Here is a 25,690-nt window from a genome sequence, read left to right on the forward strand (position 1 = left end):
CATCTAGAAATCAAACCTATTCAGATATTAGTAAAAAGGACGAGACTTTAGCATTCGATTTTGTAAGGATCAAAAGATACATACAAAACCGTATTTTACATCTCGATTGCTGTGAAAATCAAGAATAGTAGCTAAACAGTTGCAGTGGTAACTCTAAAACACTGCAGACCTATGGAAAGGGGCCTTAATTCTTATATTTCCTTGACGTGTGGTTGGATTGTTTTATTCCTAAAGTCCCTTGCCAGAAATCCTGCCTGCCGATAGGCAGGTACCAAAGCTAATTTGCAAGAATAGGCTTTTAGTTTCTAATGTAATAGCTCAAGGGAACTATCTAGGTTAAACTTAATACCGGTAGTATTCTTTTCTTATCGTTATTCTTCACTTTTAGCATTCTTACTTGCCAGACAAATTTCAATTTCCTCTCGTTTCTGTAAAGCCTCTAAGTAGACCTTTTCTAAATTTATACTAACAGGGTTCTCTTTACTTGAAGTTTTAACTAGACGTTCTATCGATGAAGATAATTCATCTATAACCGCATTCAAACTGTCTCTTGCTTGAACTGTACATGGCTCTTCTGTTTTCTTCTCCTCTACTGTCTTACAGGATACAGCTATGACTAAAACAAAAATCAACAGTAATATTCTCTTCATATTGGTTAGGATTTATAGTACAATTATAACCATTACTTATGGTTAAAGAAGTAGTAAAACTATAGAATATCAATGGGTAATTGAAAGCAAAAATGCCACTTATGTTTAATTTTATCAACTACTAATTTTTTATACTGAATAATGAATACAAAATCAATGAAGTACCCTTTGCACTACTTCGGGCTTCCTTTGATCCCGCTGCTGAAAACCTGCCTGCCGATTGGTAGGTACCAAAGCTCATTGCTTTACGGCAAACGCTGGAATCTTATCTAGAGAAGGTAGTTGTAATTTCTTTATCCAGGATTAACTCGCTTCGCTCGTTGTTCCTTTGATCCCGCTGCTGAAAACCTGCCTGCCGATAGGCAGGTACCAAAGCTCATTGCCTTGTGGCAATGCTTTTTCCAATCGAAAAATATGTTGGAGGTAATGGATCCAGGATTAATTCGCTCCGCTCATTGATCCTATGTTTTCGCCAGGATTGCCCGAAGTGCGCTTTGCACTACTTCGGGCTTCCTTTGATCCCGCTGCTGAAAACCTGCCTGCCGTTAGGCAGGTACCAAAGCTCATTGCCTTGCGGCAATGCTTTTTCCGTTACTCCCATCTTTAGAAAGCGAGCTTTCTGCGATGCTCGAAACGAAAAAAGCCCATTCTTGCGAATGAGCTTTTTGTGCTTTAAGTGGTACCTCCAGGAATCGAACCAGGGACACACGGATTTTCAGTCCGTTGCTCTACCAACTGAGCTAAGGTACCAGAATTTCAATTTTTCTTTGATCGCAATTCCCAAACTAAGTAGGGACACACGTCCCGATAGCTATCGGGATCAGTCCGTTGCTCTACCTCCCGATAACTATACGGGAGAGCTAAGGTACCTTCTGCGGGTCTGCACCCGCCGAAGCCTACTGCGTAGGCGGGGGCAAATATAATTTCAAATTTAGGAACTACCAATAAAAAAGGAAAAAAAGGCCCGTCTTTTTTTCCAATTTACAATCTTTGCACTATGAACCTTGTTATCGATGCGGGCAATACCTCCAACAAGCTGGCTGTGTTCAGAAAGAACGACCTGTTGTTTCTAACCAGTTCGGATACACCCGGCTTTCATAAGGCGGTAAAAGATGTGTTCTCAAAATTTCCGGAAATAAACCACGCTCTGGTGGCCTCTGTTGGTTCGCTCACAAAGCGGGAACTCAATGTTTTGGCTATTTTTTGCAAGGTTCAGTTACTGACCTCGGTAGCTTCTGTGCCCTTTAAAAATTCATATGCCAGTCCACAAACCCTTGGGGTAGATCGTATTGCACTGGCCACAGCGGCCTACTTCAATTACCCGAATACCAATACCCTGGTCATAGATGCAGGTACCTGCATCACCTATGATATGGTCAACGATTATGGAGAATATCTTGGCGGGGCCATATCACCCGGTTTGCACATGCGATACAAATCACTTCATGAACACACAGCCAGCCTGCCCCTGCTCGACCCCAGCCCATTTATGGAGCTAATCGGGAATACGACCGAAAATAGTATCCATAGCGGAGTAATTAACGGAATATGCAGGGAGATCGATGGAGTAATTACACAATATCAAAGTCGCTTTGAACATTTAACAGTTATTTTAACAGGAGGGGACGGTCAATTTTTGTCGAATCGGCTAAAAAATACCATATTTGCCAACTCGAATTTTCTTCTGGAGGGCTTGAATTATTTGCTCGAATACAACAAACACTAAATGATCAGAAAACTAGGTTTTGCCATAATATGCCTCGCAGCCAGTGGTCTGTACGCGCAAGATGGAACTGTCTCTCCCTATTCTTATTTCGGGGTTGGTGACCTCAGAGCAGGTAGTACCATCGAAAATCAAATGATGGGAGGATTGAGTCTATACACAGACAGTATCCATATCTCATTAAAAAATCCTGCAGGCTACGGGAAATTAAGACTCACCACCTACACAGCCGGACTGAGTCATAAAGAAATATCCCTTAATAGCTTTTCAGAGCAGGAAAAGACCTCGGTTACTAACCTGGAATACCTGGCAATTGGTTTCCCTCTAAGTCCTAAGATTTCAGCCGGACTCGGACTCAGGCCATTCTCCTCCGTAGGTTATGACGTATTGCAGGAAACCACGAACTCCAATGGCGATGATGTAACCAATCTGTATTCCGGAAGCGGGGGTATCAATCAGGTCTTTTTGTCAATAGGTTTCGAAGCGGCAAAGAATCTCAACCTGGGGGCATCCGTTAACTACAATTTTGGTAGCCTGGAAAATGAAACAGTTCAGCAAATTGATGGCCTTCAGTTTGGTACAAGGGAAACCCAGGAGTCTAAAGTAGGAGGTTACGATTTTGTTTATGGACTTACTTATACTCCGAGGATAGGAAAAAAATATACCCTCTTCACTTCGGCAGTCATTAACACCCAGGTAAACCTGATCTCCGAAAATGAACAAACCATAGGGTCATTCTCTCAGGCAACCGAAGCTACTATCGAAGAACTCGACGTAAACTTACAGGAACAGGGACTAAAAAATACAGAACTTAAGATTCCAACTATTGCTACTTTCGGCCTCGGATTTGGGGAAGATAAAAAATGGTTTCTCGGAGCTGAATATAGCTTTCAGCAACTGAGTAGTTTTGAAAATCGATTCTTAAAAATTCAGAATCAGGAATATACAGATGCCAGCAGTTATGCCCTGGGAGCTTTTTATATTCCAGATTATACCTCCTTTGGGAGCTACTTCAAAAGAGTTACTTATAGAGCCGGACTGAGATATGATTTTTCAGGAGTGGTAGTCAACGAAAAGGAAATTCAAAACTTTGGCATAACTTTTGGTCTTGGTTTACCGTTGGGAGGAAATTTCTCCAACCTGAATCTAGGATTTGAATGGGGAAAAAGAGGCACAACTGCCGCTGATCTGATCGAAGAAAAATACTTCAGGGTCAACATAGGACTCTCATTTAATGATAGATGGTTCCAAAAAAGGAAAATAAATTGATAAAAAATTAGTACATTAACCGCTTTAAAACGTAACACAATGAAAAAGGAACTTTACTTAATGATGTTTGCCATTCTGGGCTTTACAGGCATTAGTTTAGGACAGGCGCAAAATCCTGAATGCATGACCAATCTCTCCATATATGCAGAGCATGCAAAAGTTAAAAATTATGACGCTGCCTACGGACCATGGAAAATGGTTTACGAAGCATGCCCGGACATTAATAAGGCTAATTTCTCCTATGGTGAAAGAATTCTGAATTACAAGATAGAGAACAGCAGTGGTGCTGAAAAGGACGCGTTTATTCAGGATCTATTATCCCTTTATGACAATAGCCGGAAATATTTCCCTGAAAGTTTTTCTCCTGGTGGAGTTGCGATTGATAAAGTACTCTTAATGTACGATAATAAAATGGCTTCCAACGAGCAGATATTTAATATGTTAGATAAGGCTTTCAAGGAAGACAGGGAGAATTTTAAGAATCCAAAAGCCCTTTATCTCTATTTTTCCAGCCTCGTTGACCTTTATGAGGCGAATAAAAAAGATTTGCAGGATGTATTTAACACCTACGACGATGTCACTGAAAAAATTGAAGAAGAAAATGGAGAGCTGACAGACATCATCACAAAATTACTGCCTAAAGAAGACGCAGGTACATTGACGTCTAAAGAAAAGCGCAGGTTAAGGGTGGCAACGACCAATTCAGAGTCTTACGGTAAAATTGCCGGAAGTGTTGACTCCAAATTAGGAGCTCTGGCCGATTGTGAAAACCTGATTCCGCTTTACGAAAGAAGTTTTGAAGCAAAAAAAGATGACGTCATCTGGGTTAAAAGAGCCGTGGGGAGAATGTTTAGCAAGGAATGTACGGACGATCCTATGTTCAGAAAATTATTTGAAGCTCAGCTAGCGCTGGATCCTTCTGCTGATGCCTATGTCTATGGAGGAACGCTCAAAAAGAAATCCGGAGATAATAGCGGGGCAATAGCCGACTTTAACAAGGCATTGGATTTAGAAACTAATCCTAAGAAAAAATCAAATATCGCATATAAGATCGCTACAAGCTATCGAAGAACCAGCAAGTCGACCGCCAGAAATTATGCAATGAAAGCAATTGATGCTAACCCTTCTAACGGTAATGCTTATTTGCTGATAGCTAACTTATACGCTTCAAGTGCGAACGAATGTGGGGATACTCCTTTTGAAAAGCGGGCAGTGTACTGGAAAGCTGCCGATATGGCTCGAAGAGCAGGACGTGTTGATCCATCACTTAGCGGCAGGGCAGGACAAGCTGCTGCCAGTTATGCGGCCAAGGCGCCTTCAAAAACGGACATCTTTAATTCAGGAATGGCCGGTAAAACCCTTAGCTTTAAGTGCTGGGTAGGTGGGAGCATCACAGTCCCGAGCTTGTAAGGAGATGATACCCCTGGGTAAAAAAATAACATATCAGATTGCCATAGTTTGTACTGTGGCAATCTTTTTTTTTGGCTGTCAGGACACCTATAAAAGGGTAGGAGATGAAAAGAAAATCGAAATCTATCCCCAGGGTGTAGCTCAGAATTTCAGACTTACTTATACCGAGACACCAGAAGAATTGGAAAGTGAAGATAAAGGCGATTCCAGGGTGATCGCGGTCCTGAAAAGTCCGGTTAGCGAAGACTTTGACAATATGTTATTTAAGTATCGAACCTTTCCTGAAGGGCTGGAAGTAGAATATTATGACAAAGACAATAACAAAAGTACCATCAAAGCCAATTACGGAATTATCTACTCTCAGACCAATATAATCGATCTGAGGGGTGAAGTTGTGATAGAAACCCACGACGGTAAAAAGCTCGAGACGCCTCAGCTATACTGGGATCGAAAGGAGGAGTGGATTTTTACCCAGGAAAAGTTTACCTATACGAATCCGGAAGACGGAACCGTTATGGACGGAGAAGGAATGGATTTTAACCGCGATTTCAGTTTTTTAAATGCCCATAGAACCGATGGTTTAATGACAATAAACGAAGAAGAATCATGATCAAGATTTTGCGATTTACTGAATACCTTTACCTAATTGTTGCCCTGATCTCCATGTATAAGATCTGGGAATTATGGGAAACAGACCGACAGGGAACTTATATCTTTATCTTTTTTGCCGTAGTTTCTATGGGCATGTTTATTTTTCGAAGAAATTACCGCCGGCGATTTGAAAAAAGAAAGCGTGATAACAACTCTTAGTCTTGGATAGTTCTATTCTAATCATTGTGATTTGCCTGGTGCTGTCTGCTTTCTTTTCCGGAATGGAGATCGCCTTTGTGTCGGCTAACAAGATCCATATAGAGATTGAAAAAAAGCAAACCGGCTTCCTGGCTAAGGTCCTGGCCCGCCTAACCCGAAAACCTTCCAAGTTTATTGCTACCATGCTTATTGGGAATAATATTGCCCTGGTAGTCTACGGCTTTTTTATGGGTGACCTGCTTATGGCGTGGTTCGGTAATATGCTCCCGTCCGATTACCAATTTGTTCAGCTCGCCCTAACCGATTTCAGCCTCCTTACTCAGACACTTATATCAACATTGATCATCCTCATTTCCGCTGAATTCCTGCCCAAAGTGTTTTTTCAGATTTATTCAAATACCTTACTGAAGTTCCTGGCAATACCGGCCTATCTGTTCTATGCGATATTCTCGCTTATATCTGATTTTATTATTAAGGTGTCCGACTTTATACTGCGAACCTTTTTTAAGACAGATGGGGATCAGGTACAGCTCGCATTCAGTAAAATGGAATTGGGAGATTATATAACCGAGCAGATGGAGGCCGTGGAAGCAGAAGACGATGTTGATTCTGAAATTCAGATATTCCAGAATGCCCTCGAATTCTCTGCGGTCAAAGCACGGGAAGTGATGGTGCCCAGGACGGAAATTACAGCCGTGGAATTACACGAAACCCCTAAGTCTCTCGCAAAATTGTTTTCAGAGACAGGCTATTCCAAAATCCTTGTTTACAAAGAAACAATTGACGATATCATTGGTTATATACACTCCTATGAGCTGTTTAAAAAGCCTAAAACGATTAAAAGTATTCTGCTGCCGGTAGAGTTTGTACCCGAGACTATGCTGATCCATGAGATTCTTAAAATCCTTACCAAGAAACGGAAAAGTATGGCCGTTGTTTTAGATGAGTACGGCGGAACTTCGGGGGTGATGACTGTGGAAGATATTGTAGAAGAGCTCTTTGGCGAGATAGAAGACGAACATGATTCTACGGATCTTCTCGAGGAGCAGACCAGTGAAACAACTTTTAAATTCTCTGCCCGTTTGGAAGTAGATTACATAAATGAAACCTATAAACTTGAGCTCCCAGATACTGAGGAATTTGAAACTCTGGGAGGTCTTCTGGTTCATGAAACGGGGGAAATTCCTGAGAAAGACACGGAAATCAGAATCGGAGACTACCTCTTTACCATACTAGAAGTGTCTAGTACCAAGATCGATTTGGTCACCCTCGAAGTGATACAAAACGACTAAGCCCACAACTGAGCTCAGATAGCTTGATATTAACTTTTATTATTTAAGGGAAAATGGTAATTTCGCCCACTGATTTTAAACAATCTAGATAAATGGCAATTTTAGAGAATATTCGGAAACGAACCACTGTTTTGATCCTGATCATAGGAATGGCATTATTTGCATTTGTGATTTCGGGAATTTTCACCAGTGATGGATTTTCCGGAGGAAAGGTTGGGTCTTCAGTAGGTGAGATCAACGGGGAAGAAATATCAATAGACGCTTTCAGGCAAAAACTGGAAAGAGCCACTAGAACCAGTGGGCAATCGGCTTCGTCCATGCAGCTGGTCAATAGTATCTGGAATCAGGTAGAACGGAATACCCTGCTCGATCAACAGATTGAAGCACTGGGAATCGACATAGAACAAGACCAGATTATCGAGGTGATTAAAAGTAGCCCGGGCCTGGCACAGAATCCTCAATTTGCTGATGAAAACGGGCAGTTTGATGAAAGAAAGTTCAGGGATTTTATCCTGGAATTAAAAATTAATGCCCCAAGCCAGTATGAGGATTGGTTACAGGACGAACAAGCCATTGTTGAAAGCGCCAAGCAACAGGTATACTTCAATCTGGTTCGGGCCGGTATGGGCGCAACTTTGAAAGAAGGAGAATTAGATTACAAATTAGCGAACGACAAAGTCGATATCAGATACGTCCGTGTTCCTTATTCTTCTATTCCTGACAGCACTATCACAGTGACGAGAAATGAGATTGAGGCGTATATTAAAGAGAACGAGAAAAAATATACACAGGAAAAATCCCGCGACATTCAGTTTGTATATTTTGAAGAAGGACCTTCTGATGAGGATATAGATGCAACAGAAGCGGCTATTACCGCTTTGTTGGATGATAGTGTGGAATATTTTGAAGACAGGGATACCACTGAAACTATTCCCGGTTTCAGGAATACTAAGGATGTAAATGCATTTCTGGATCGAAATTCGGATGCTAAGTACGACAGTATCTTTAAGGCAAAATCAGAATTACCGACACAATTTGCCGACGCCCTTTTCGAATTAACGCCAGGGGAGTTGTATGGTCCTTACAGAGACGGTGACGTCTTTAAGGTTTCCAGAATGATGGCTAAAAAACCAAACGGATCTGTAAAAGCCAGCCATATTTTAATCACTTATGCAGGTGCTGAACGAGCCAATCCTGAAGTAACACGTTCAAAGGAAGAAGCAAGACAAAAAGCTGAGGATGTTTTAGAGGAAGCCCAGAAACAAGATGCCGTATTTGCCCAGCTGGCACGAGATAACTCGGATGGACCATCCGGACCACGAGGTGGAGATCTCGGATTCTTTCAGGAGGGAGTAATGACTCCTAAGTTCAATGACTTTGCCTTTGGAAATCCGGTAGGCCATATTGGTCTCGTGGAAACCGAATTTGGTTTTCATATTGTAAAGGTTGATGAAAAGCGTGACTTGGTTCAACTGGCCACACTTACAAGAGACATACAGCCTTCGGATGAAACGATAAATGCCTTGTTTACCGACGCCACTAAATTTGAAATGACGGCAGTAGATTCTGATAAAAGCCTAAGTGAGGTTGCTCAGGAGAATGACTATGTGGTGAGACCGGTTAACCGACTCAATGCTATGGATGAAAATCTTCCAGGCCTGGGTGCTCAGAGAAGAATTGTTCAGTGGGCTTTTAGTGAGGATACAGAACTAGGAGACATCAGGCGATTTGATGTGAATAACGGATATGCGGTGGTACAGCTAACCGCGACATACAAAAAAGGCCTGATGGATGTTGAAGATGCTTCAGTAACCGTTCTACCTATCCTTCGCAAAAAGAAAAAGGCAGAGAAAATCAAAGCCGAAAATGCTGGTAAATCCATGTCGGAAATTGCTGCAGCCTATGCTACTACAGTTTCCAATGCCACAGCATTGACCGTAAAATCGCCTACCATACCTGGTGCAGGAAGAGAACCTCTGATAGTGGGTACTGCATTTTCTATGGAAGTTGGAAAAACATCCAGCTTAATTTCAGGGGAATCAGGAGTGTTTATGTTCGAGGTCACGAATAAAGAAGAAGCACCTGCGCTTGACAATTACGTTACCTATGCCAATAACCTTCAGGCTTCCAACGCCGCCAGGGTAACTAACAGTCTGGTTGAAGCCTTAAAAGAAAAAGCAGATATCGAGGATAATCGGTCTGTGTTCTATTAAAAGAAGAAATTAAATGTGAAAAAGCCCCGGTATTTACCGGGGCTTTTTTATGGAACCAGATCGTCAAAGGGTAAAATAGTCTGATACCCCTTTTTATTAAAATACGAAGGAATAGTACCATTTCCGATGGCCAGGACAAAATCACCTCCCCAGGCCCCGAGACTTTTTACAACACCATCAAAATCCGGAAATAGTTGATCCTGAATCCTTTGAATTTGAAGCGCATCCGACAGTAGTTCTTCATGTTCCAGCAATAAGGAACTAAGGGCATCTAACTCTGTACAAGCCGCAACTGCCTTTGTGATTTCGGAGATCTGAGCTATAAATCCCTGTTGATTAGCCACATTCTTTCTATAGTGTGAAATGGCAGCCCTGCTGTTTTGCTTTCGGTTGAGGTGAACAAAATATAGGTTTTTTCTGAAGGGAGGATTGTAATCGATTAGTTCAACTTCCGGATTTTTATTGAGGACTTTATAGATCAGCGGCTTATTGTTTTGCGCACAGGCGATATCATAACCACTCCCTGAAAATGCATTCCATAGCAAGGAATAAGCATCTACTTCGGCCCATTGGGCTATATTATTGATAAGGGTTGAAGAACTGCCCAAGCCCCAATTTCTTGGAAATTCAAGTTTGGTTGTAGCCTGTGTGCCTTTAAGAGCTTCCAGGAATTCAGGTTTAAGGCGGACGGCCTCTCTCAGCAGACTCAATAAAGTATGGCGGATATCAGAACCTTTTGTTACAGGGGCGTCTGCTTCGAATTCTGCAAGTTCGAAAGTGGTTTCAAACCAGATGTTTTGCTCAACATCAATACTTTTCCATTGAAGCCCTTTATTTTTGCCCGGTTCAATCAGCAATTCCTGCCCCTGTCTTGTTGGGAGGCCAAGTGCCAGGGCACCATCGAGAACTGCGTATTCTCCGGTGAGTAAAAGTTTTCCATTACTTCTGTATGCCTTACTCATTTAAGATTTTCCTCTTAGTTGGTCCAAAGCTTCTACAACAGCGTGGTGGGTGGCACTGTGTTTTTTAAAATATTCAACTAATTGTTTTTTCTCTCCTTCAGAAGCGTTCATCTGATTGAGTATATTTAAAAGATGCATCTTCATATGCCCTTGTTGTATTCCGGTTGTTACAAGGGATTGTACCGCCGCAAAATTCTGAGCCAGTCCGGCTACAGCCACAATACCCATAAGTTGTTTTGCATTGGGTTTTTGTAAAATTTCCAGTGCCAGTTTCACCAGGGGATGAAGACTTGTGAGGCCGCCAACCGTACCCAGGGCAAGGGGTATTTCAATCCAAAAATGAAATTCCCCGTTTTCAATGCGGGCCTGTGTAAGGCTTTTATACGATCCTTGTCGGGATGCATATGCGTGAATACCTGCCTCAACTGCTCTGAAATCATTCCCGGTGGCGAGTACCACAGCATCAATTCCGTTCATAATCCCTTTGTTATGAGTTACGGCTCGATGGGGTTCCACATTGGCAATGGAAACGGCTCTTACCATTTTTTCTGCAAATTCCATGGCACTGACACCCATGTCAGACCCAAGGTCGTCTACATTACAGCTTACTTCGGCTCTTACCAGACATTGGGGCACATAGTTGGAGAGAATACTCATAACAACTTCAATATCCTTCTCAGTATTCTGCAGGATAGTGGATGCACCGGCCTCCTTCTGAAGTGTTTTGGCGAATTGTTCCAGACAGGAGTTAATAAAGTTGGCACCCATGGCATCGAGGGTATCAAAAGAGCAGTGCAACTGAAAATAGTCCTTCAGATCAAGGGTTTTGTCTCTTAGTTCAATATTCCTGATACCACCGCCACGGGCGACCATATTTTTGGTAATTGCGGCTGTTTCTTTGTAAAATTTTGGTTTTATGGCGTCGAAAAACTTTTCTAATCGGGCTTTGTTTCCCCGGTACATAAAGTGTACCTGTCCAATTTTTTCTGTACCAAGTACTGAAGTCTTAAAACCCCCTCTGGTTAACCAGAATTTTGCTGCTTTACTTGCGGCAGCCACTACAGAACTTTCCTCTATAGCCATGGGGATCGCATAAAGCTCCCCGTCAATTAGAAAATTGGGGGCGATACCCAATGGTAAGTAGTAATTGGTGAGGGTATTTTCGATAAATTCATCGTGCAGTTGTTGTAATTTCCTGTCGTCATTCCAATACTTTTTGATCAGGGAAATACTCGCTTCGGGGTCCTCGGTATACTGCTCGGCTATCCAGCGTATTTTTTCATCTTTAGACAGCTTGGAAAAACCTTCGATGGGTAAGGGCATTTTAAAAGGGTATATGGCTTCAAAGATAGTAATATTGCCTTAACCTCAGCTGCTCCTCCGGGGGATAAACATTCGGGAAATACAAAGGACTTATAAGCTGTTTTATGACCGATTGAAATAGCAATTGGCGGGCAGAAAGTTATTTTTTTAGGGAAAATATTAGTAAACTTGAGGGTTTGAATCTGAACAAAACTATCGAATGAAAAATTCCCTCCTGCTGTTTATTTTCCTTACAGCATCTACTCTGGTATTTACACAACAACAAAAAATTACTCTCGAAGAGATCTGGGGAGGTAAATTTACTACCCAGGGCCTCCAGGAACTCAGGTCGATGAACGACGGCCAACACTTTAGTATTCTCAATCTGGATAAGGCCAGAGGGGAAAGTAGTATTGAAAAGTACGCTTATGAAACTCTGGAAAGCACAACTACCATTCTCAGCTCTTCGCCGGAAAATGGAGTGCCCTATTTCAGCTCATACACTTTTAGTAAGGACGAGTCTGTCATCCTGCTGGCCACGGAGATAGAAAAAATCTACCGACGCTCACGAAGGGGAATATATTATGTGTATGATACTTCCGCTAAGACAGTTATAAAAATATCGGATAACAAAATCATGTCCCCAGAGCTTTCGCCTGATGGATCAAAGGTCGCCTACGTATTTGAAAATGACCTTCATATTTTTGATCTCTCATCGGGGGCAACCACCCGGATTACAGAGGATGGGAGGGCCAACGCTATCATCAACGGGGTAACAGACTGGGTGTATGAAGAAGAATTTGGTTTTGTACGGGCATTCGACTGGAACTCAGACGGGACCCGAATCGCTTTCCTGCGCTTTGATGAAAGGGCGGTACCTGAATTTTCAATGGATATTTACGGGGAGGAACTTTATCCTTCCCAAAACCGATTTAAATACCCCAAGGCAGGGGAGGAGAACTCCAAGGTCACGCTTCATCTTTATGATCTGGCGAGTACCGACCTGAAGGAAGTCCCCCTTCCGGAGGCATACTACATACCCAGGTTGCTCTGGAAACAGAATCCTGATGAACTGAGCGTACAAACTCTGAACCGTGCGCAGAACCACTTGAGGATGTACACAGTTGAGGCTCCAGACGGGGTGGTATCCCTTTTGCTCGAGGAGCGCGACAAGGCCTATATAGATATCACCAACGACCTCACTTTTCTGGAAGATGACAGTTTTATCTGGACCAGCGAGCAGGACGGATATAACCATATTTATCACTACAAGCCAGAAGCCAGTATCAGGCAGCAACTGACCTCAGGACCATGGGAAGTGACCAGCTATTACGGATACGATCCCAAAAAGAAAGCAATCTTCTATCAGAGTACGGAGAATGGGTCGATCAACCGCGATGTATACAGAATAGGAATTAACGGGAAAAATAAAAGAAAGCTAACCGAAGAAATGGGTACTCATAGTGCAGCATTCAGCACGGATTTCTCCTATTTTATCAACACCTATTCAAGTGTGGAAACACCATACAGGTATACCTTGCACAGGGCTACAGATGGATTGAAAATAAAGGACATTCGGGACAATTCTTCAATCGCCGAACTCTTGAAGAACTACAAAACAAGCCCCAAGGAATTTTCAACGATTAATATCAACGGCTATGACCTAAATATGTGGATGATTAAACCCGCCGATTTTGACCCGGGAAAGAAGTATCCGTTGTTATTGTTCCAGTACAGTGGTCCGGGATCACAACAGGTAGCGAATCGCTGGTGGGGAAGTAATGACTACTGGCATCAAATGCTCGCCCAGGAAGGAATTGTGGTCGCCTGTGTCGACGGACGGGGAACTGGCTACAAAGGAAGAGACTTTAAGAAAATGACCTATAAGGAACTTGGGAAATACGAAGTAGAAGACCAGATCTCCGTAGCGAAAAAGCTGAGTGAATATTCCTGGATAGACGAAGATCGTACCGGGATATGGGGTTGGAGCTATGGCGGATTTATGTCTTCTAATTGTATTTTGCAGGGGAACGATACTTTCGAACTGGCAATTGCCGTAGCACCGGTTACCAGCTGGAGGTTTTATGACACCGTGTATACCGAACGCTATATGAGCACACCCCAGGAAAACCCAAATGGCTACGATGACAACAGTCCTCTTACCTATCCTTCTATGCTTAAAGGAGACTATTTGCTGATCCATGGTTCGGGGGACGACAACGTGCACGTGCAGAATACCATGAGGATGATCGAAGAACTGGTACAGGCAAATAAGCAATTCGACTGGGCCATTTATCCCGATAAAAGTCATGGAATAAGTGGGGGAAATACCCGACTACAACTTTACGGCAAAATGACCAATTTCATAAAAGACAATCTATAAACAAACCGAGCAATCATTATGGCAACGACAACGAAACTACCTACTCAAAAACAGCTTTTCGGTCATCCTGTGGGCCTGTATATCCTGTTCTTCACCGAAATGTGGGAGCGGTTTTCCTACTACGGTATGCGTGCCATCCTAGTCCTCTACCTGGTGGCAAAAACCACAGAGGATAACCCTGGCCTGGGCTGGACGAACGGAGAGGCTCTTGCCCTCTACGGCTGGTACACCATGCTGGTCTACGTTGCCTCCATACCAGGTGGTTGGATCGCCGACAAGTTCCTGGGGCAGAAGAAGTCAGTCCTCTACGGTGGTATCTTGCTGGTGATAGGGCACAGCGTACTGGCCATAGAACAGATGTGGGCTTTTTATGCAGGTCTTGGGTTCATTATTGCAGGTGTGGGAATGCTGAAACCGAATATTTCCACCATGGTAGGCGGCCTCTACAAGCAAGGCGACATCCGCAGAGATAAAGGGTTTACCATTTTCTATATCGGGATCAACATTGGAGCCTTTCTCTCCAGTCTGATCGTGGGAACGGTAGGGGAGGTCTACGGCTGGCATTACGGATTCGGGCTAGCTGGTATCGGGATGGCCCTTGGCCTGCTGCAGTATTTGTTGGGACAGAAATACCTGAAACACGTGGGGAACTTCCTGGGAGCCTCTGAGGATAACGTTGAAAAAGAGGCGATGAAAAGACCGCTGACCAAAGTTGAAAAAGACAGAGTGATCGTCCTCTTTATTTCCTTTGCTCTGGTCATCATTTTCTGGGGTGCCTTTGAACAGGCCGGAGGTCTGATGAATATTTACGCCTCCGAAAAGACAGACCGGATTCTGTCATTTTCCCTGCCCTTTATCGGCAATGAGATCCCGGCCTCCTGGTTCCAGTCGCTCAACGCCATGTTTATCATTTTCCTTGGTACTTCGGTGGCTGGATACTGGGCGCGGAGAAAGCTCAAGGGGAAACTTTCTACCGGTCTCTTTAAAATGATTCTGGGTCTGATCATCATGGGAACTGGTTTCTTTTTTATGTCTGCCGCGGCGGTTGAATTCAACAACGAAGGTGCCTCAGCCATGTACTGGCTGGTACTTGCATACCTTTTTCACACGGTGGGTGAACTGTGCATCTCGCCGGTGGCCCTTTCCTATATCACCAAACTGGCTCCCCTGAAATACGCTTCCTTTATGATGGGAATCTACTTCGCTATGACTGGTTTCGGCAACAAGCTGGCAGGCCTGCTTGGGGAATCGGCCTCTGAATTTGGTGAATTTGCGGTGTTTACCGGGATTGCTGTCTTTTGTATCATATTTGGCTTCCTGGTCATGTTATTCAGGAAGAAGCTGGAGGCACTCACCCATGGGGCTGAGGATGATGAACACGTAATCGGCCCAGAGGAAGCCTAAGTATAACACCCAAATCAGCAGGAATGAACCCTGACATAGCAAATCTATTCAAGGACAATATTGATAATGGTAGTGTAGATTGTATGTTTTGTCTGCCTTTTGAATGATTAAACCTACCATGAATAAAAAATCAGATACTAAAAAAATTTCAGTAAAAAGCTTATCGCATACTTTCCAGGAGGCGTTTGATCTTAGAGAGGGTTGGTGGTTTACATTTAAAGAACTTACCTTAAGACCAGGTTCTAGCTTAAAAAGGTATTTGAGTGGAGAAAGGAAATTGGTCAATCCCATTAAATATTTACTTTTAGCCATTTCTCTTTCATTACTTGCATCTTTTTTGACTGACAAGTTTGGTCCCTCGGAAACAATGTTATCGAGAACTGATCTTGAAGAACAGGTTCTCAACTATTTAGTAGCAATATGTTTTATCCTAGCCTCTGCAATTGTTCTTTTTCTGTTTAATCGAAAAAAAGAATATAATTTCTTAGAATACCTTGTTGTTTCGGTTTACTGGTATGCACATATCACGATTGTTGTAATCATAATAATCGATTTTGGGGGATTGTTCTTCTATTTCCTTAGCGGTCATATTGGATTCATATATAGTGGAATAAAAGTTCTGGTTGGTCTAATATTAGTGTTCTCCTACTTATTTTGGGGAACCAAATCATTGCTCACAAATTCATTTTTAAAAACAAGTTTAACCATGCTGATAGTGTTTATCGCTTTTTTGGTAACCAGCATAGCTCAAGTTGCAATAATGAATTCAATATTTCAAAATCCAGACACCAAAATTGGAATTATACCCGCTATACCTGAGGAAAAGGACATATATAATGAAAGTCTGTTTTCAGCTTCAGAAACTCCGCTACAAGTAGATTCCGTATTGGTTAATGGTCCGGCTTGGTTAGCCGGTATTATGAAGGGTGATACAATACTGAGCGTTAATGGAGAAAAAACCAGCAGGATAAATTTTAAAAGCCAAATAACAAAATTTGAATCCGGAGAAACGATTTTATTGAGTATACAAAGGAACGGCTTGAAACATGATGTTCCGGTCACCTTAACCAATAATGATTCTCTGAATATTAAATCACAAACCCTGATACCTAAATAGTATTTCTAATTTTAAATACAAGGATTAAAAGGATTATATTGTTATTTAAAGTATCCAAAAACAACCATAGTTATTAACCAACAATAGATCAATGAACACCGATATCGAAAACCTGTTTAAGGATAAAGTTTTGGGGCACCCCGCAGGCCTTTTTGTGCTTTTCTTCACCGAGATGTGGGAGCGTTTTTCCTTTTACGGAATGCGTGTACTACTGGTATTGTTTCTTACTGCGCCTATCCTTGACAGTAATCCTGGCTGGGAATGGCCAAGAGAACATGCCCTGGCACTCATTGGTACCTATGCCTCTCTCTTATACCTGACACCTATTCTGGGTGGGTATGTAGCTGATAAGCTTATTGGTTATAAAAAGGCGATCATCATAGGATGTGCAGTAATGACTTTGGGTCACGCCTGTATGGCCCTGGAAACCGTCTGGAGTCTCTACGCAGGTCTGGCTTTGCTGGTAATCGGAACAGGGTTTTTTAAGCCGAATATCACCTCGGTAATTTCAGAAATGTATCGTGGCAAGGAATCCAAAAAGGATGGGGCCTATACAATTTTCTATATGGGTGTTAATGCCGGGGCTTTTTTCGGGATGATGCTTTGTGGATATCTGGCTGAGAACTACGGCTGGGCATGGGGCTTTGGCCTCGCTGGGATATTTATGTTCTTCGGCATGCTGCAATTCTGGCTCGCAGGTAGCCTTTTCGGCAAAATAGGGGATAAGCCATTGAAGGCATCAGAAGTATTCGATCCTTCGGAAATACAGGAACAGGAAATAGAAGAAAAGCTCAATCCTTTTACCAAATTTGATTATGTCCTTATAATACTGTCTTCATTAGGAGGTCTGATGTATTTATTTAATGATCCGCTATCCAAGATTGAAAATATCAACTTCCTCGATTTTACTTTGCAATTGCCGTTTTCAGAAGATGTTTTAGATGGATCTATTGTCACTGTTCTCTTGGCCCTGTTTATTTTTCTGATCCTGATCATTAGTCGGACTTTAAGGTATACCAGGCTTGTACGGAACAGGATTTTCGCTGTGTCTATTTTTGGGATATTTACGGTGATCTTCTTTGCCACCTTTGAGCAAAATCTGGGTACTATGACTATTTTTGCCAGGGACTATACAGACAGGACACTAACCGGTTCTGCATCCCTAATCTTCAAAATCGTCGATGCCCTTCTTACAACGGTACCGATGATGATCATTACCTGGGTGCTGTATTTGCTTTTCAAAAAGACCTACTCCAGGATTCCCTTCTCAAACATTTTTTTAGGCATAGCTTTTATAGGTATCTGGGGGCTTTTAATATTCCGTCTATATGAGAAATTTGCTCAGGAAGGAAATGAAGTAGAGGCCAGCTGGTTTGCCATTTTGAACTCCTTTTTTATTATTACCCTGGCTCCATTATTTTCCCGTTGGTGGGAGAGCAAATACAACCCGAGTGCAGCTCATAAGTACGGTATCGGACTCATACTACAAGGATTGGGGTTTGCAGTACTGGTCTTTGGAACCCTGAGTATCCCTCAGGGGGCAGCCACAGCTTCAGTAAGTATGATCTACTTGATACTTGCCTATCTCCTGATCACCATGGGTGAATTGTGTGTTTCTCCGGTCGGACTGTCCTATCTGAGTAAATTAGTTCCGCCACGGATGATTGGCTTTATGTTCGGAATCTGGTATCTGGCGATAGCTATCGGACAGAAATTGGCAGGAACACTTGGAGGAATGATTGACGAGATCACGGCTACCTACTCCCTGAGTAGTTTCTTCCTGATCTTTACCATTCTCTGTATTGCCCTCGGGGGTATTTCAATTGTATTGAACCGACCTCTGAAACGGATGATGCACGGTATTCGTTAACCATTTTTTACAATTGCCCAAGCGACAGGGCTCCCATCTCTGCAGTGGAATAAAACGGAATTCCATAGATCTGACAGCTACGTCTCCAGCGCCTGATGTCATCAGCATAATTACTGCCATCTGCAATTATTCTGTCAGGACAACTCTGCTCGAGAATTCGTCCCAGGTGAATTCTGGGGGATTGTGTTAAAATTAATCCCTTGATATTTTTCCGTACCGGAGGAAGTATCCCTGAACTGTCTAATAGAATCCATTGATCCTGACCTAAATAAAATGAATTTGGAACAGGAATTGATCTTGTGGATTGTATTCGCCGATTCAACTCAAAATTTTCAACCAGGGTTTTTATTCTCATCGAGTCATTGGTCATCACGTAAAGAACATCTCCATTTTGATAGAGAATGGCTGTGCTGGCCACTTGATGCAGAATCATAACTTCATTTTTTTGCCTGTTCTGATGTAGCAGGTATAAATTCCATACCTGAAATCCGGCAATTGCTATTCCCAGGAAACACAGATAGACAAACTTCTTCTTTTGGAGGCTTAAGACGAGGAGGATAATAATGACAGATAACAGGACCAGTCCGGGTCTGTCCATAGGAATTTGCCGAATAATAAAGTTTTCCTGAGAAGCAATGTATCCGATTAATTCATTCATGGTTCTGATCATTTGGTTATAGACAAGGGCGAGGGAATCGGGCAGTGACTTTAAACTCGCCAGCAGGACGAGCAGTATCCCCAGGCCCAGGAGGATTCCCAGGAAGGGGATAATCAGCATTGAGGAAACAAGAAAAGCTCCCGGGAATTGATGAAAGTAATACAAACAGAGAGGAAGTACACCCAGTTGTGCAGATAGGCTTACCGCAAATAATTTCCATAGACGCTTAATGAATCTATTTCGCGGCCTCCAGAATCGAATGAGCAGGGGATATATCCAACCAATTGTAAATACAGCGGCATAGCTTAACTGGAACCCAACCTGGAACAGGAATTTAGGTTGAATCAATAAAATGGCTAAAAATGAAAGGGCCAGGATATTTATAGCTGAGGTAGGCCTTTTGAGGTACAGGGCATAGGTTATAAAACTAAACATAGCCACAGCCCTGACTACAGAGGGTGAGACACCGGTAAACAAAGCATATACCCATAGAATCAGCAGCGTAACAATCATTGAGGTGCTCCTTCCGAAGTAGGAAGACATCAACGGCTTTAAGAAAAACCGGATAATTAATAATAAAATTCCAATGTGCAAACCCGAAACGGCAAGTATATGAACGGCACCTGCATCTTTGTAGCTCCGGTACACCTCAGGATCGAGATCATTTCTTTGCCCCAGAAGGATGGCTCTGAGAACTCCCTGCTCTTTAACGCCCAAAGGTGTAGAGGATAGTTCTTTTTTAATATGAAGTTGTATTTGAGCTGCCCATCCCTTCAGGCTTTTTCCTGTGGTTTTTAGCTGAATTGAATTTTCCGGATTAAGGTAGATCTGGTCATAAACTCCTTTGCTTTCCATGTACGAATCATAGGCAAATTGGTAAGGATTTAAGGGAGGTGAAATGGGATGTACTTTTCCGTAATACAGCAGGTGGTTGTCCACCTTGAGATCCGAAATCTTGTCTTCTTTTTGAATACTGCCCAGGATCAAACCACTTCTGGCAGAATCGTTTAAAGCATGTACTTGGAAGATATATCGCCTGTTGAAATTCGTAGGCTTGAGCACTTCCCTGAGTTCAAGAATCCAAAATCCATTATCCTGGTTGTAGTCACGTGAATAATGGTGAGCTGAAAGTTTCGGTTGTGCCAATGTAATAGCAACGATCCCAAGTGAAATGAAACTCAGAAATGCGGCAATTCCAAAATATATTCCCTTACGGTAGTTTTCAAATAGAAAAAAGAGCGAAGTAATAACCAAACAAATTGTTGATAGGAGAATGGCCAGTTCTTGAGGAATGGGAAATAACCAGCCACAGCTAATTCCCAGAAGCAGGCCAATGCTAAACTTTACTGAGATAAATTCCAGGGGTTTCATCTCATAAGACACGGGTGGCTTTTACAAAGGCGTAATTCCAATAGCCTTCTTTAAGGGAAGAAACAATCACTCCCCGGGAAGTGGTAGAGTGGATAAATCTGATGTCTTCCCCATCAACAGCCACCACCAATCCCACGTGATTTATTCTTTTCCGGCGCTTAGAAGTGGTAAAAAAAAGGAGGTCGCCCTTACTGACTTCATCGAGCTTAATTTTTTTACCTTCATTTGCCATATAGTATGACACCCTTGGGAGATAGATATCATGTTCGAGAAAAGATACGTACAATAGCCCGGAGCAATCCATACCCTTTCGCGTTGTGCCGCCATACTTGTATTTCACCCCTGTAAAGGTGAGGGCGGTATTGATGATCTCTTCAGATCGATTGAGACTGATCTCGCTTTCAATGACCTTTTCGTCACTTTTGATGTCAGAAATGGAATCGCTATCAATTTCGCCGGGTAATTCTGAAGCTGCCACAGTAACCGTTCTCTTACTGCCGTAGGTAGTTTTCTTTTTAACAACTCCACAGGAAACAACCCCAAGACAGAGAGACGTGATAATGAATTTTTTAAACATGATCTTTGCGATAGGATCGGGCTTCCATCAAAATTAATGATTAATTCTGAAGTCAGGCTTCAGTCTGACGTAGTTCTAAAAGAAGCACCTCATTTCAGGAACGGATTCCCGGAAGGAATATTTTATTCCTGACGGAGAAGACTAACGATTTTTTGAGCCGCTTTTTTACTGGCTCCCGGACCTCCCAGTTTATTTTCAAGCTGCGAGTATTCCGACAGAATCTCATCGCGTTTGGGTCCATCGATGATTTCTTTTAATTCCCTGGTCAGGGCTTTGGTGGTAAGTTGATTTTGAATCAGTTCTTTCACTACTTCTTTGTCCATGATCAGATTTACCAGGGAGATGTACTTTAAGGTGATGATGCGTTTGGCGATCTGATAGGAAATCCAGCTGCCTTTATAACAAACTACCTGAGGAACTTTAAAAAGTGCTGTCTCAAGGGTTGCCGTACCGCTGGTGACCAGAGCAGCATGCGAAGTACTGAGAAGTGAATAGGTTTCACCGGATATCATGTGTACCTGTTTAGCCTTTAAAAATCGGGTATAAAACTCCTTGTCGAGACTGGGTGCAGCTGCAATCACAAATTGAAAATCGGGAAATGAAGGGATAACAGACAGCATAACAGACAGCATCTTTTCTACTTCCTGTTTTCGGCTGCCCGGGAGCAGGGCTATTATTTTACGCTTGGGATCCAGATGGTGTTTGCTTTTAAATGCTTTGGGATCAATTCTCTCCCGGGCTTCAATTGCGTCGAGTAATGGATGGCCTACAAAGTGGACGGGAAAATTGTGCTTTTCCTCATAGTATTCTTTTTCAAAAGGGAGGATGACAAACATATGATCTATGTTCGCTTTTATTTTTTTAATTCTTCCTTCTCTTGAAGCCCATACTTGCGGCGAGATGTAATACGAAGTGCGATAATCTTCGGTTTTGGCCCAGGAGGCAATACGGAGATTAAAACCCGAAAAATCAATAAAAATAATTAAGTCAGGATTAAAATCAGTGATATCCTCTTTACAGAAGGCTATATTCTTAAATATCCGGCGGATATTTGATACCACCTCAATAAAGCCCATAAAGCCGAGTTCCTTATAGTGCTTTACCAAAGTACCTCCAGCATTTTCCATTAGATCTCCACCCCAGCAGCGAATATCAGCTTCTGTATCTTCTGCTTTCAAAGCCTTAATCAGGTTTGAACCGTGTAGATCCCCGGAAGCTTCCCCTGCTATGATATAGTACTTCATTTCAGAAAACCTTATAGTATAAAATAACCATGGCAGTGAGCAGGGTCGCAACCAGAACGCCTTTGGCGCGCTGATCTCTCCGAATCCTCAGAAATGCAAAGAATGCCACAAGATTTAAAATAGCCCCCAGGGCGAGTAAGCTTCCCAGATATCCTTGTTCTTCAGCCGCTTTGAAGGTTTCCACTATCCCCAGGTCTGAGAAAATGAGGATGTATAACAAGGTGCCAAATGTATTGGCAATGAGGCCGACTACAAACCCTGTAATAAGTTCTTTTTTAGTATTCATTTAGATTCCATGTGTTAATGTCCTGGATGGCAAAGTGGGCGGTAAGGTCGAATTGGGTGGGGACTACCGAAACGTATCCCTGTGAAAGTGCCCATTCGTCGGTATCTTCTCCGTTATCCATCAATTGAAATTCACCGGTTAGCCAATAGTAATCTTTGCCTGATGGATTGGTGCGTTTGTCAAACTTTTCTTTCCAGTTGGCCCTGGCCTGCCTGCATATTTTAATCCCCTTTAATTCGGAGGAGTCAACTTTGGGTATATTCACGTTGAGGACAACACCTTTAGGAATTCCATTTTGTAAGGCTTCTGAAACGATTTTTTTTACTGCTTCTTCTGCCGGCTCAAAGTCGGCTTCCCATGAGTAGTCACAAAGTGAAAATCCTATGGCAGGGATGCCTTCAATTCCGGCTTCTATGGCCGCACTCATTGTACCCGAATAGATCACATTTATGGAGGCATTAGAACCGTGGTTAATGCCGGAAACACAAATATCCGGTTTTCTGTGAAGCAATTCCTGCAGCGCCAGTTTTACACAATCTGCGGGTGTTCCGCTACAACTATACTCCTTTGGTGCATCTTTATCATTGTCAAAAACAACCCGCTTTGAATACAGTGTGTTGTCTAAGGTTATAGCATGTCCCATACCGGATTGCGGGCTGTCTGGGGCCACCACCACCACTTCCCCAATTTGGCGCATACATCGCACCAGGGTACGCAAACCAGGGGCTGTGATTCCATCGTCATTTGTCACCAGTATTAAAGGTTTACTCATACTGCATACTTTAAGGCGTAAAAATACGTTTTTACTGAGGATTAGCGGAGATAGCCTTTAACAAAAAATTATCGCCGGGGGCATTTATTGGCATGGTTTTTTCTATATCTTAGGGCATTGAATATATTTTAAAGCCTGGATTTTATGGGCAATGAAAAATGACGTTAAAACCCGAATAAAAAACATTTACATGAAAAAGAATCTGGTTTTAGGCTTTTTAGCGGTGTTAATTGCGGTGGCTTCCTGCAGTTTTACCAACAAATCCTTCGAAAACAACGATAAAGACAAACTCCTCCTCGATATCATCACTTATATCCTGGAAAAAGGACATTATTCTCCAAAAGATATTAACGACGATTTTTCGGTAAGTGTTTTTGAGGATTTTATTGATGTCCTTGATCCTACCAAAAGATATTTTATGGCAGAGGATATCCGTGATTTTGAAAAGTACAAATTTCAGATCGACGACCAAATAAAAAATACAGACATTTCCTTTTTTAATCTGGTTCATGAAAGGTATATCAAACGAATGGACGAGGTAAAGATTCTAATTAAAGAGATCCTCGAGGAGCCATTCGACTACACCATAGAGGAGTCTATAAATTCCGATTATGACAACAGGCCTTTTACGAGTTCCAGGTCAGAATTAAAAGAGCGATGGAGAAAACAGCTCAAATTCTGGACTCTGAATACTTTCGATTCAAAGCTTAAAGACGAGATACAGAAAAAGGAAGAGGACCCAAAATACGTTTCACGAACAATATCAGAAGTAGAGGCAGGATCAAGAGATGTGACCAGAAATACCCTAGAAGAATTCTTTGAATTTGTGGATAATCTCGAGCGTAAAGACCGTTTTGCTCAGTATATCAATTCTATTGTTGACAAATTTGATCCGCATACTTCCTATTTTGCTCCAGAGGACAAAGATTATTTTGACAGGCAAATTTCCGGAAGATTCGAAGGAATTGGTGCCAGATTACAACCCGAGCCGGAAGGAGCTAAAATTGTCGAGATTATATCAGGGGGACCTGTATGGAGAGGACAGTTACTTGAGGTAGGGGACGAGATTATTGAAGTAGCACAGGAAAATGAAACTCCTGTAAATATAGTGGGAATGCCTTTAGATGATGCTGTGAAGCTAATAAAAGGGCCGAAAGGAACCAAGGTATATCTTACTGTCAGAAAAGTTGACGGTACTATTGAGGAGGTCACAGTAACACGGGATATCGTAGAATTAGAGGAACAATACGCTAAATCAGCTCAAATCATCAAAAAAGATGAAAAATTTGGTTTGATTCAACTTCCCGGATTTTACGCAGATTTTAAGGACTATGCCTCGCGAAATGCCGCCAGTGATGTAGCTAAGGAAATTGAACGTCTGAAGGAAGAAGGGATTGAAGGACTTATACTCGATCTTCGGGACAATGGTGGGGGTTCTCTCAGAACAGCCATCGATATGGCCGGACTGTTCATTAAGGACGGGCCTGTAGTTCAGGTGCGGGCTTCGGATAACGATAAAATGGTGTACGAAGACAAGGATGAGAGGATACAATGGGACGGCCCTCTGGTTGTTCTTGTCAATGAATTCTCTGCTTCTGCATCAGAAATCCTGGCTGGGGCTATGCAGGACTATAAAAGGGCTATAATCATAGGTAGTGAACAGACCTTTGGAAAAGGTACCGTTCAAACCATGTATCCATTGGAACAGGTTGTACACGTAAATGAATACGGAGATCTGGGTGCAATTAAAGTTACCATTCAAAAATTTTATAGAGTTAATGGTGAATCTAATCAACGTGAAGGAATTAAGAGTGATGTTGTCATTCCGGATAGATACCGCTATATCGTGCTGGGTGAGAAAGGTCAGGCAAATGCCATGAACTGGGATAAGATAAAGCCTGCTAATTACAAGGTTTGGGATGGGTATATCGACTTTGAAACAACGATTGAAAAGAGCAACAAAAGGATCGCCTCCAACCCGCAGATCAAGCTTATTGAAGAAAATGCAAAATGGCTAAAAGAACAGCAGGACGAAATGTCTGTTCCATTGAATTACGACCTTTACAAATCGAGAGATGAGGAAAGCAGAGCTAAGTCTGAGTATTTTAAGAAATTAGCTGAATATGATTCCAAACTTACCTTTGAATCGGTAAAATACGAACAGGGATTATTTACTCAGGATTCACTGCTTAGGGAGAAAAGAGAGCGCTGGCACAAGAATCTGGCGAAGGATGTATATATTGAAGAGGCAGTAAATGTTCTGAGAGATCTAAAGACCAGTAATATTAAGAATGAAAAACTAGCCCACGTTAAGGGATAGACTTATAATAATCAGTAATAAAAAGGCCCTAAAGAAGGGCCTTTTTTTATGGATCAA

Annotated in this window: 20 protein-coding genes and 1 tRNA gene; 12 read left to right on the plus strand and 9 right to left on the minus strand. The window is 42.3% G+C overall.

Features of this window, described 5'->3' with window-relative positions; genetic code table 11:
* Positions 1 to 371: 371 nt before the first annotated feature.
* Both AB8P51_RS08295 and AB8P51_RS08300 read right to left on the minus strand, forming a co-directional pair.
* Positions 372 to 650, minus strand: coding sequence for a hypothetical protein (locus AB8P51_RS08295; RefSeq protein ID WP_369748338.1), 279 nt, complete (start codon positions 648 to 650; stop codon positions 372 to 374).
* Between the two features lie 677 nt (positions 651 to 1,327).
* Positions 1,328 to 1,400 (minus strand) — tRNA-Phe (locus AB8P51_RS08300).
* A gap of 247 nt (positions 1,401 to 1,647) precedes the next feature.
* Between AB8P51_RS08300 and AB8P51_RS08305 the strand changes: the two genes are divergently transcribed.
* The 7 genes from AB8P51_RS08305 (at position 1,648) to AB8P51_RS08335 (ending at position 9,367) form a co-directional block, all read left to right on the plus strand.
* Entirely contained in the window at positions 1,648 to 2,376 is a 729-nt protein-coding gene (locus AB8P51_RS08305; RefSeq protein ID WP_369748339.1) for a type III pantothenate kinase, read from the plus strand.
* On the plus strand, positions 2,377 to 3,642 hold the full coding sequence (locus tag AB8P51_RS08310; protein WP_369748340.1) for a hypothetical protein: 1,266 nt from the start codon (positions 2,377 to 2,379) through the stop codon (positions 3,640 to 3,642).
* A 39-nt stretch (positions 3,643 to 3,681) separates the two neighbouring features.
* The gene (locus AB8P51_RS08315; RefSeq protein WP_369748341.1) at positions 3,682 to 5,052 is read left to right on the plus strand and encodes a tetratricopeptide repeat protein; all 1,371 of its coding nucleotides are present in this window, start codon (positions 3,682 to 3,684) and stop codon (positions 5,050 to 5,052) included.
* Positions 5,053 to 5,107: 55 nt separating this feature from the next.
* Entirely contained in the window at positions 5,108 to 5,662 is a 555-nt protein-coding gene (gene lptC, locus AB8P51_RS08320; RefSeq protein WP_369748342.1) for an LPS export ABC transporter periplasmic protein LptC, read from the plus strand.
* Positions 5,659 to 5,862, plus strand: coding sequence for a hypothetical protein (locus tag AB8P51_RS08325; RefSeq protein WP_369748343.1), 204 nt, complete (start codon positions 5,659 to 5,661; stop codon positions 5,860 to 5,862). The genes lptC and AB8P51_RS08325 overlap by 4 nt, the downstream gene beginning before the upstream one ends.
* 62 nt (positions 5,863 to 5,924) lie before the next feature.
* On the plus strand, positions 5,925 to 7,154 hold the full coding sequence (locus AB8P51_RS08330) for a hemolysin family protein (RefSeq protein WP_369748486.1): 1,230 nt from the start codon (positions 5,925 to 5,927) through the stop codon (positions 7,152 to 7,154).
* A gap of 92 nt (positions 7,155 to 7,246) precedes the next feature.
* Complete coding sequence (locus tag AB8P51_RS08335; protein WP_369748344.1) at positions 7,247 to 9,367, plus strand: peptidylprolyl isomerase; 2,121 nt, start codon at positions 7,247 to 7,249, stop codon at positions 9,365 to 9,367.
* Positions 9,368 to 9,414: 47 nt separating this feature from the next.
* Here AB8P51_RS08335 and AB8P51_RS08340 read toward each other — a convergent pair whose 3' ends face one another.
* Both AB8P51_RS08340 and AB8P51_RS08345 read right to left on the minus strand, forming a co-directional pair.
* A complete protein-coding gene (locus AB8P51_RS08340) occupies positions 9,415 to 10,329 on the minus strand; it encodes a GYDIA family GHMP kinase (RefSeq protein ID WP_369748345.1) in 915 nt (304 codons plus the stop codon).
* The gene (locus AB8P51_RS08345) at positions 10,330 to 11,652 is read right to left on the minus strand and encodes a hydroxymethylglutaryl-CoA reductase, degradative (RefSeq protein WP_369748346.1); all 1,323 of its coding nucleotides are present in this window, start codon (positions 11,650 to 11,652) and stop codon (positions 10,330 to 10,332) included.
* A gap of 199 nt (positions 11,653 to 11,851) precedes the next feature.
* Between AB8P51_RS08345 and AB8P51_RS08350 the strand changes: the two genes are divergently transcribed.
* The 4 genes from AB8P51_RS08350 (at position 11,852) to AB8P51_RS08365 (ending at position 18,405) form a co-directional block, all read left to right on the plus strand.
* A complete protein-coding gene (locus tag AB8P51_RS08350; RefSeq protein ID WP_369748347.1) occupies positions 11,852 to 14,014 on the plus strand; it encodes a S9 family peptidase in 2,163 nt (720 codons plus the stop codon).
* Between the two features lie 18 nt (positions 14,015 to 14,032).
* Positions 14,033 to 15,418 (plus strand): peptide MFS transporter, encoded by a 1,386-nt coding sequence (locus tag AB8P51_RS08355; RefSeq protein WP_369748348.1) that lies wholly within the window; start codon positions 14,033 to 14,035, stop codon positions 15,416 to 15,418.
* 118 nt (positions 15,419 to 15,536) lie between these two features.
* Positions 15,537 to 16,535, plus strand: a complete 999-nt coding sequence (locus tag AB8P51_RS08360) for a DUF3667 domain-containing protein (protein ID WP_369748349.1) — start codon at positions 15,537 to 15,539, stop codon at positions 16,533 to 16,535.
* Between the two features lie 91 nt (positions 16,536 to 16,626).
* Positions 16,627 to 18,405, plus strand: a complete 1,779-nt coding sequence (locus AB8P51_RS08365) for a peptide MFS transporter (protein WP_369748350.1) — start codon at positions 16,627 to 16,629, stop codon at positions 18,403 to 18,405.
* A 7-nt stretch (positions 18,406 to 18,412) separates the two neighbouring features.
* Here AB8P51_RS08365 and AB8P51_RS08370 read toward each other — a convergent pair whose 3' ends face one another.
* From AB8P51_RS08370 to surE, 5 genes are all read right to left on the minus strand, one after another.
* Complete coding sequence (locus AB8P51_RS08370) at positions 18,413 to 20,446, minus strand: ComEC/Rec2 family competence protein (RefSeq protein ID WP_369748351.1); 2,034 nt, start codon at positions 20,444 to 20,446, stop codon at positions 18,413 to 18,415.
* The gene (locus tag AB8P51_RS08375; protein WP_369748352.1) at positions 20,436 to 21,011 is read right to left on the minus strand and encodes a C40 family peptidase; all 576 of its coding nucleotides are present in this window, start codon (positions 21,009 to 21,011) and stop codon (positions 20,436 to 20,438) included. Before AB8P51_RS08375 ends, AB8P51_RS08370 begins: the two co-directional genes overlap by 11 nt.
* A 122-nt stretch (positions 21,012 to 21,133) precedes the next feature.
* Positions 21,134 to 22,255 carry a lipid-A-disaccharide synthase gene (lpxB, locus tag AB8P51_RS08380; RefSeq protein ID WP_369748353.1) on the minus strand — a complete coding sequence of 374 codons (1,122 nt, stop codon included), beginning with the start codon at positions 22,253 to 22,255 and terminating at the stop codon, positions 21,134 to 21,136.
* Position 22,256: 1 nt separating this feature from the next.
* Positions 22,257 to 22,541: a hypothetical protein gene (locus AB8P51_RS08385; protein WP_369748354.1), complete on the minus strand. Its 285-nt coding sequence runs from the start codon at positions 22,539 to 22,541 to the stop codon at positions 22,257 to 22,259.
* A complete protein-coding gene (gene surE, locus AB8P51_RS08390) occupies positions 22,531 to 23,313 on the minus strand; it encodes a 5'/3'-nucleotidase SurE (RefSeq protein WP_369748355.1) in 783 nt (260 codons plus the stop codon). The genes AB8P51_RS08385 and surE overlap by 11 nt, the downstream gene beginning before the upstream one ends.
* Before the next feature lie 190 nt (positions 23,314 to 23,503).
* Here surE and AB8P51_RS08395 point away from each other — a divergent pair, with 190 nt between their 5' ends.
* Complete coding sequence (locus AB8P51_RS08395; RefSeq protein WP_369748356.1) at positions 23,504 to 25,633, plus strand: carboxy terminal-processing peptidase; 2,130 nt, start codon at positions 23,504 to 23,506, stop codon at positions 25,631 to 25,633.
* The last annotated feature ends 57 nt before the right edge of the window (positions 25,634 to 25,690 follow it).

This window comes from Muriicola sp. SD30 (assembly GCF_041205185.1).
Lineage (GTDB): Bacteria > Bacteroidota > Bacteroidia > Flavobacteriales > Flavobacteriaceae > Muriicola.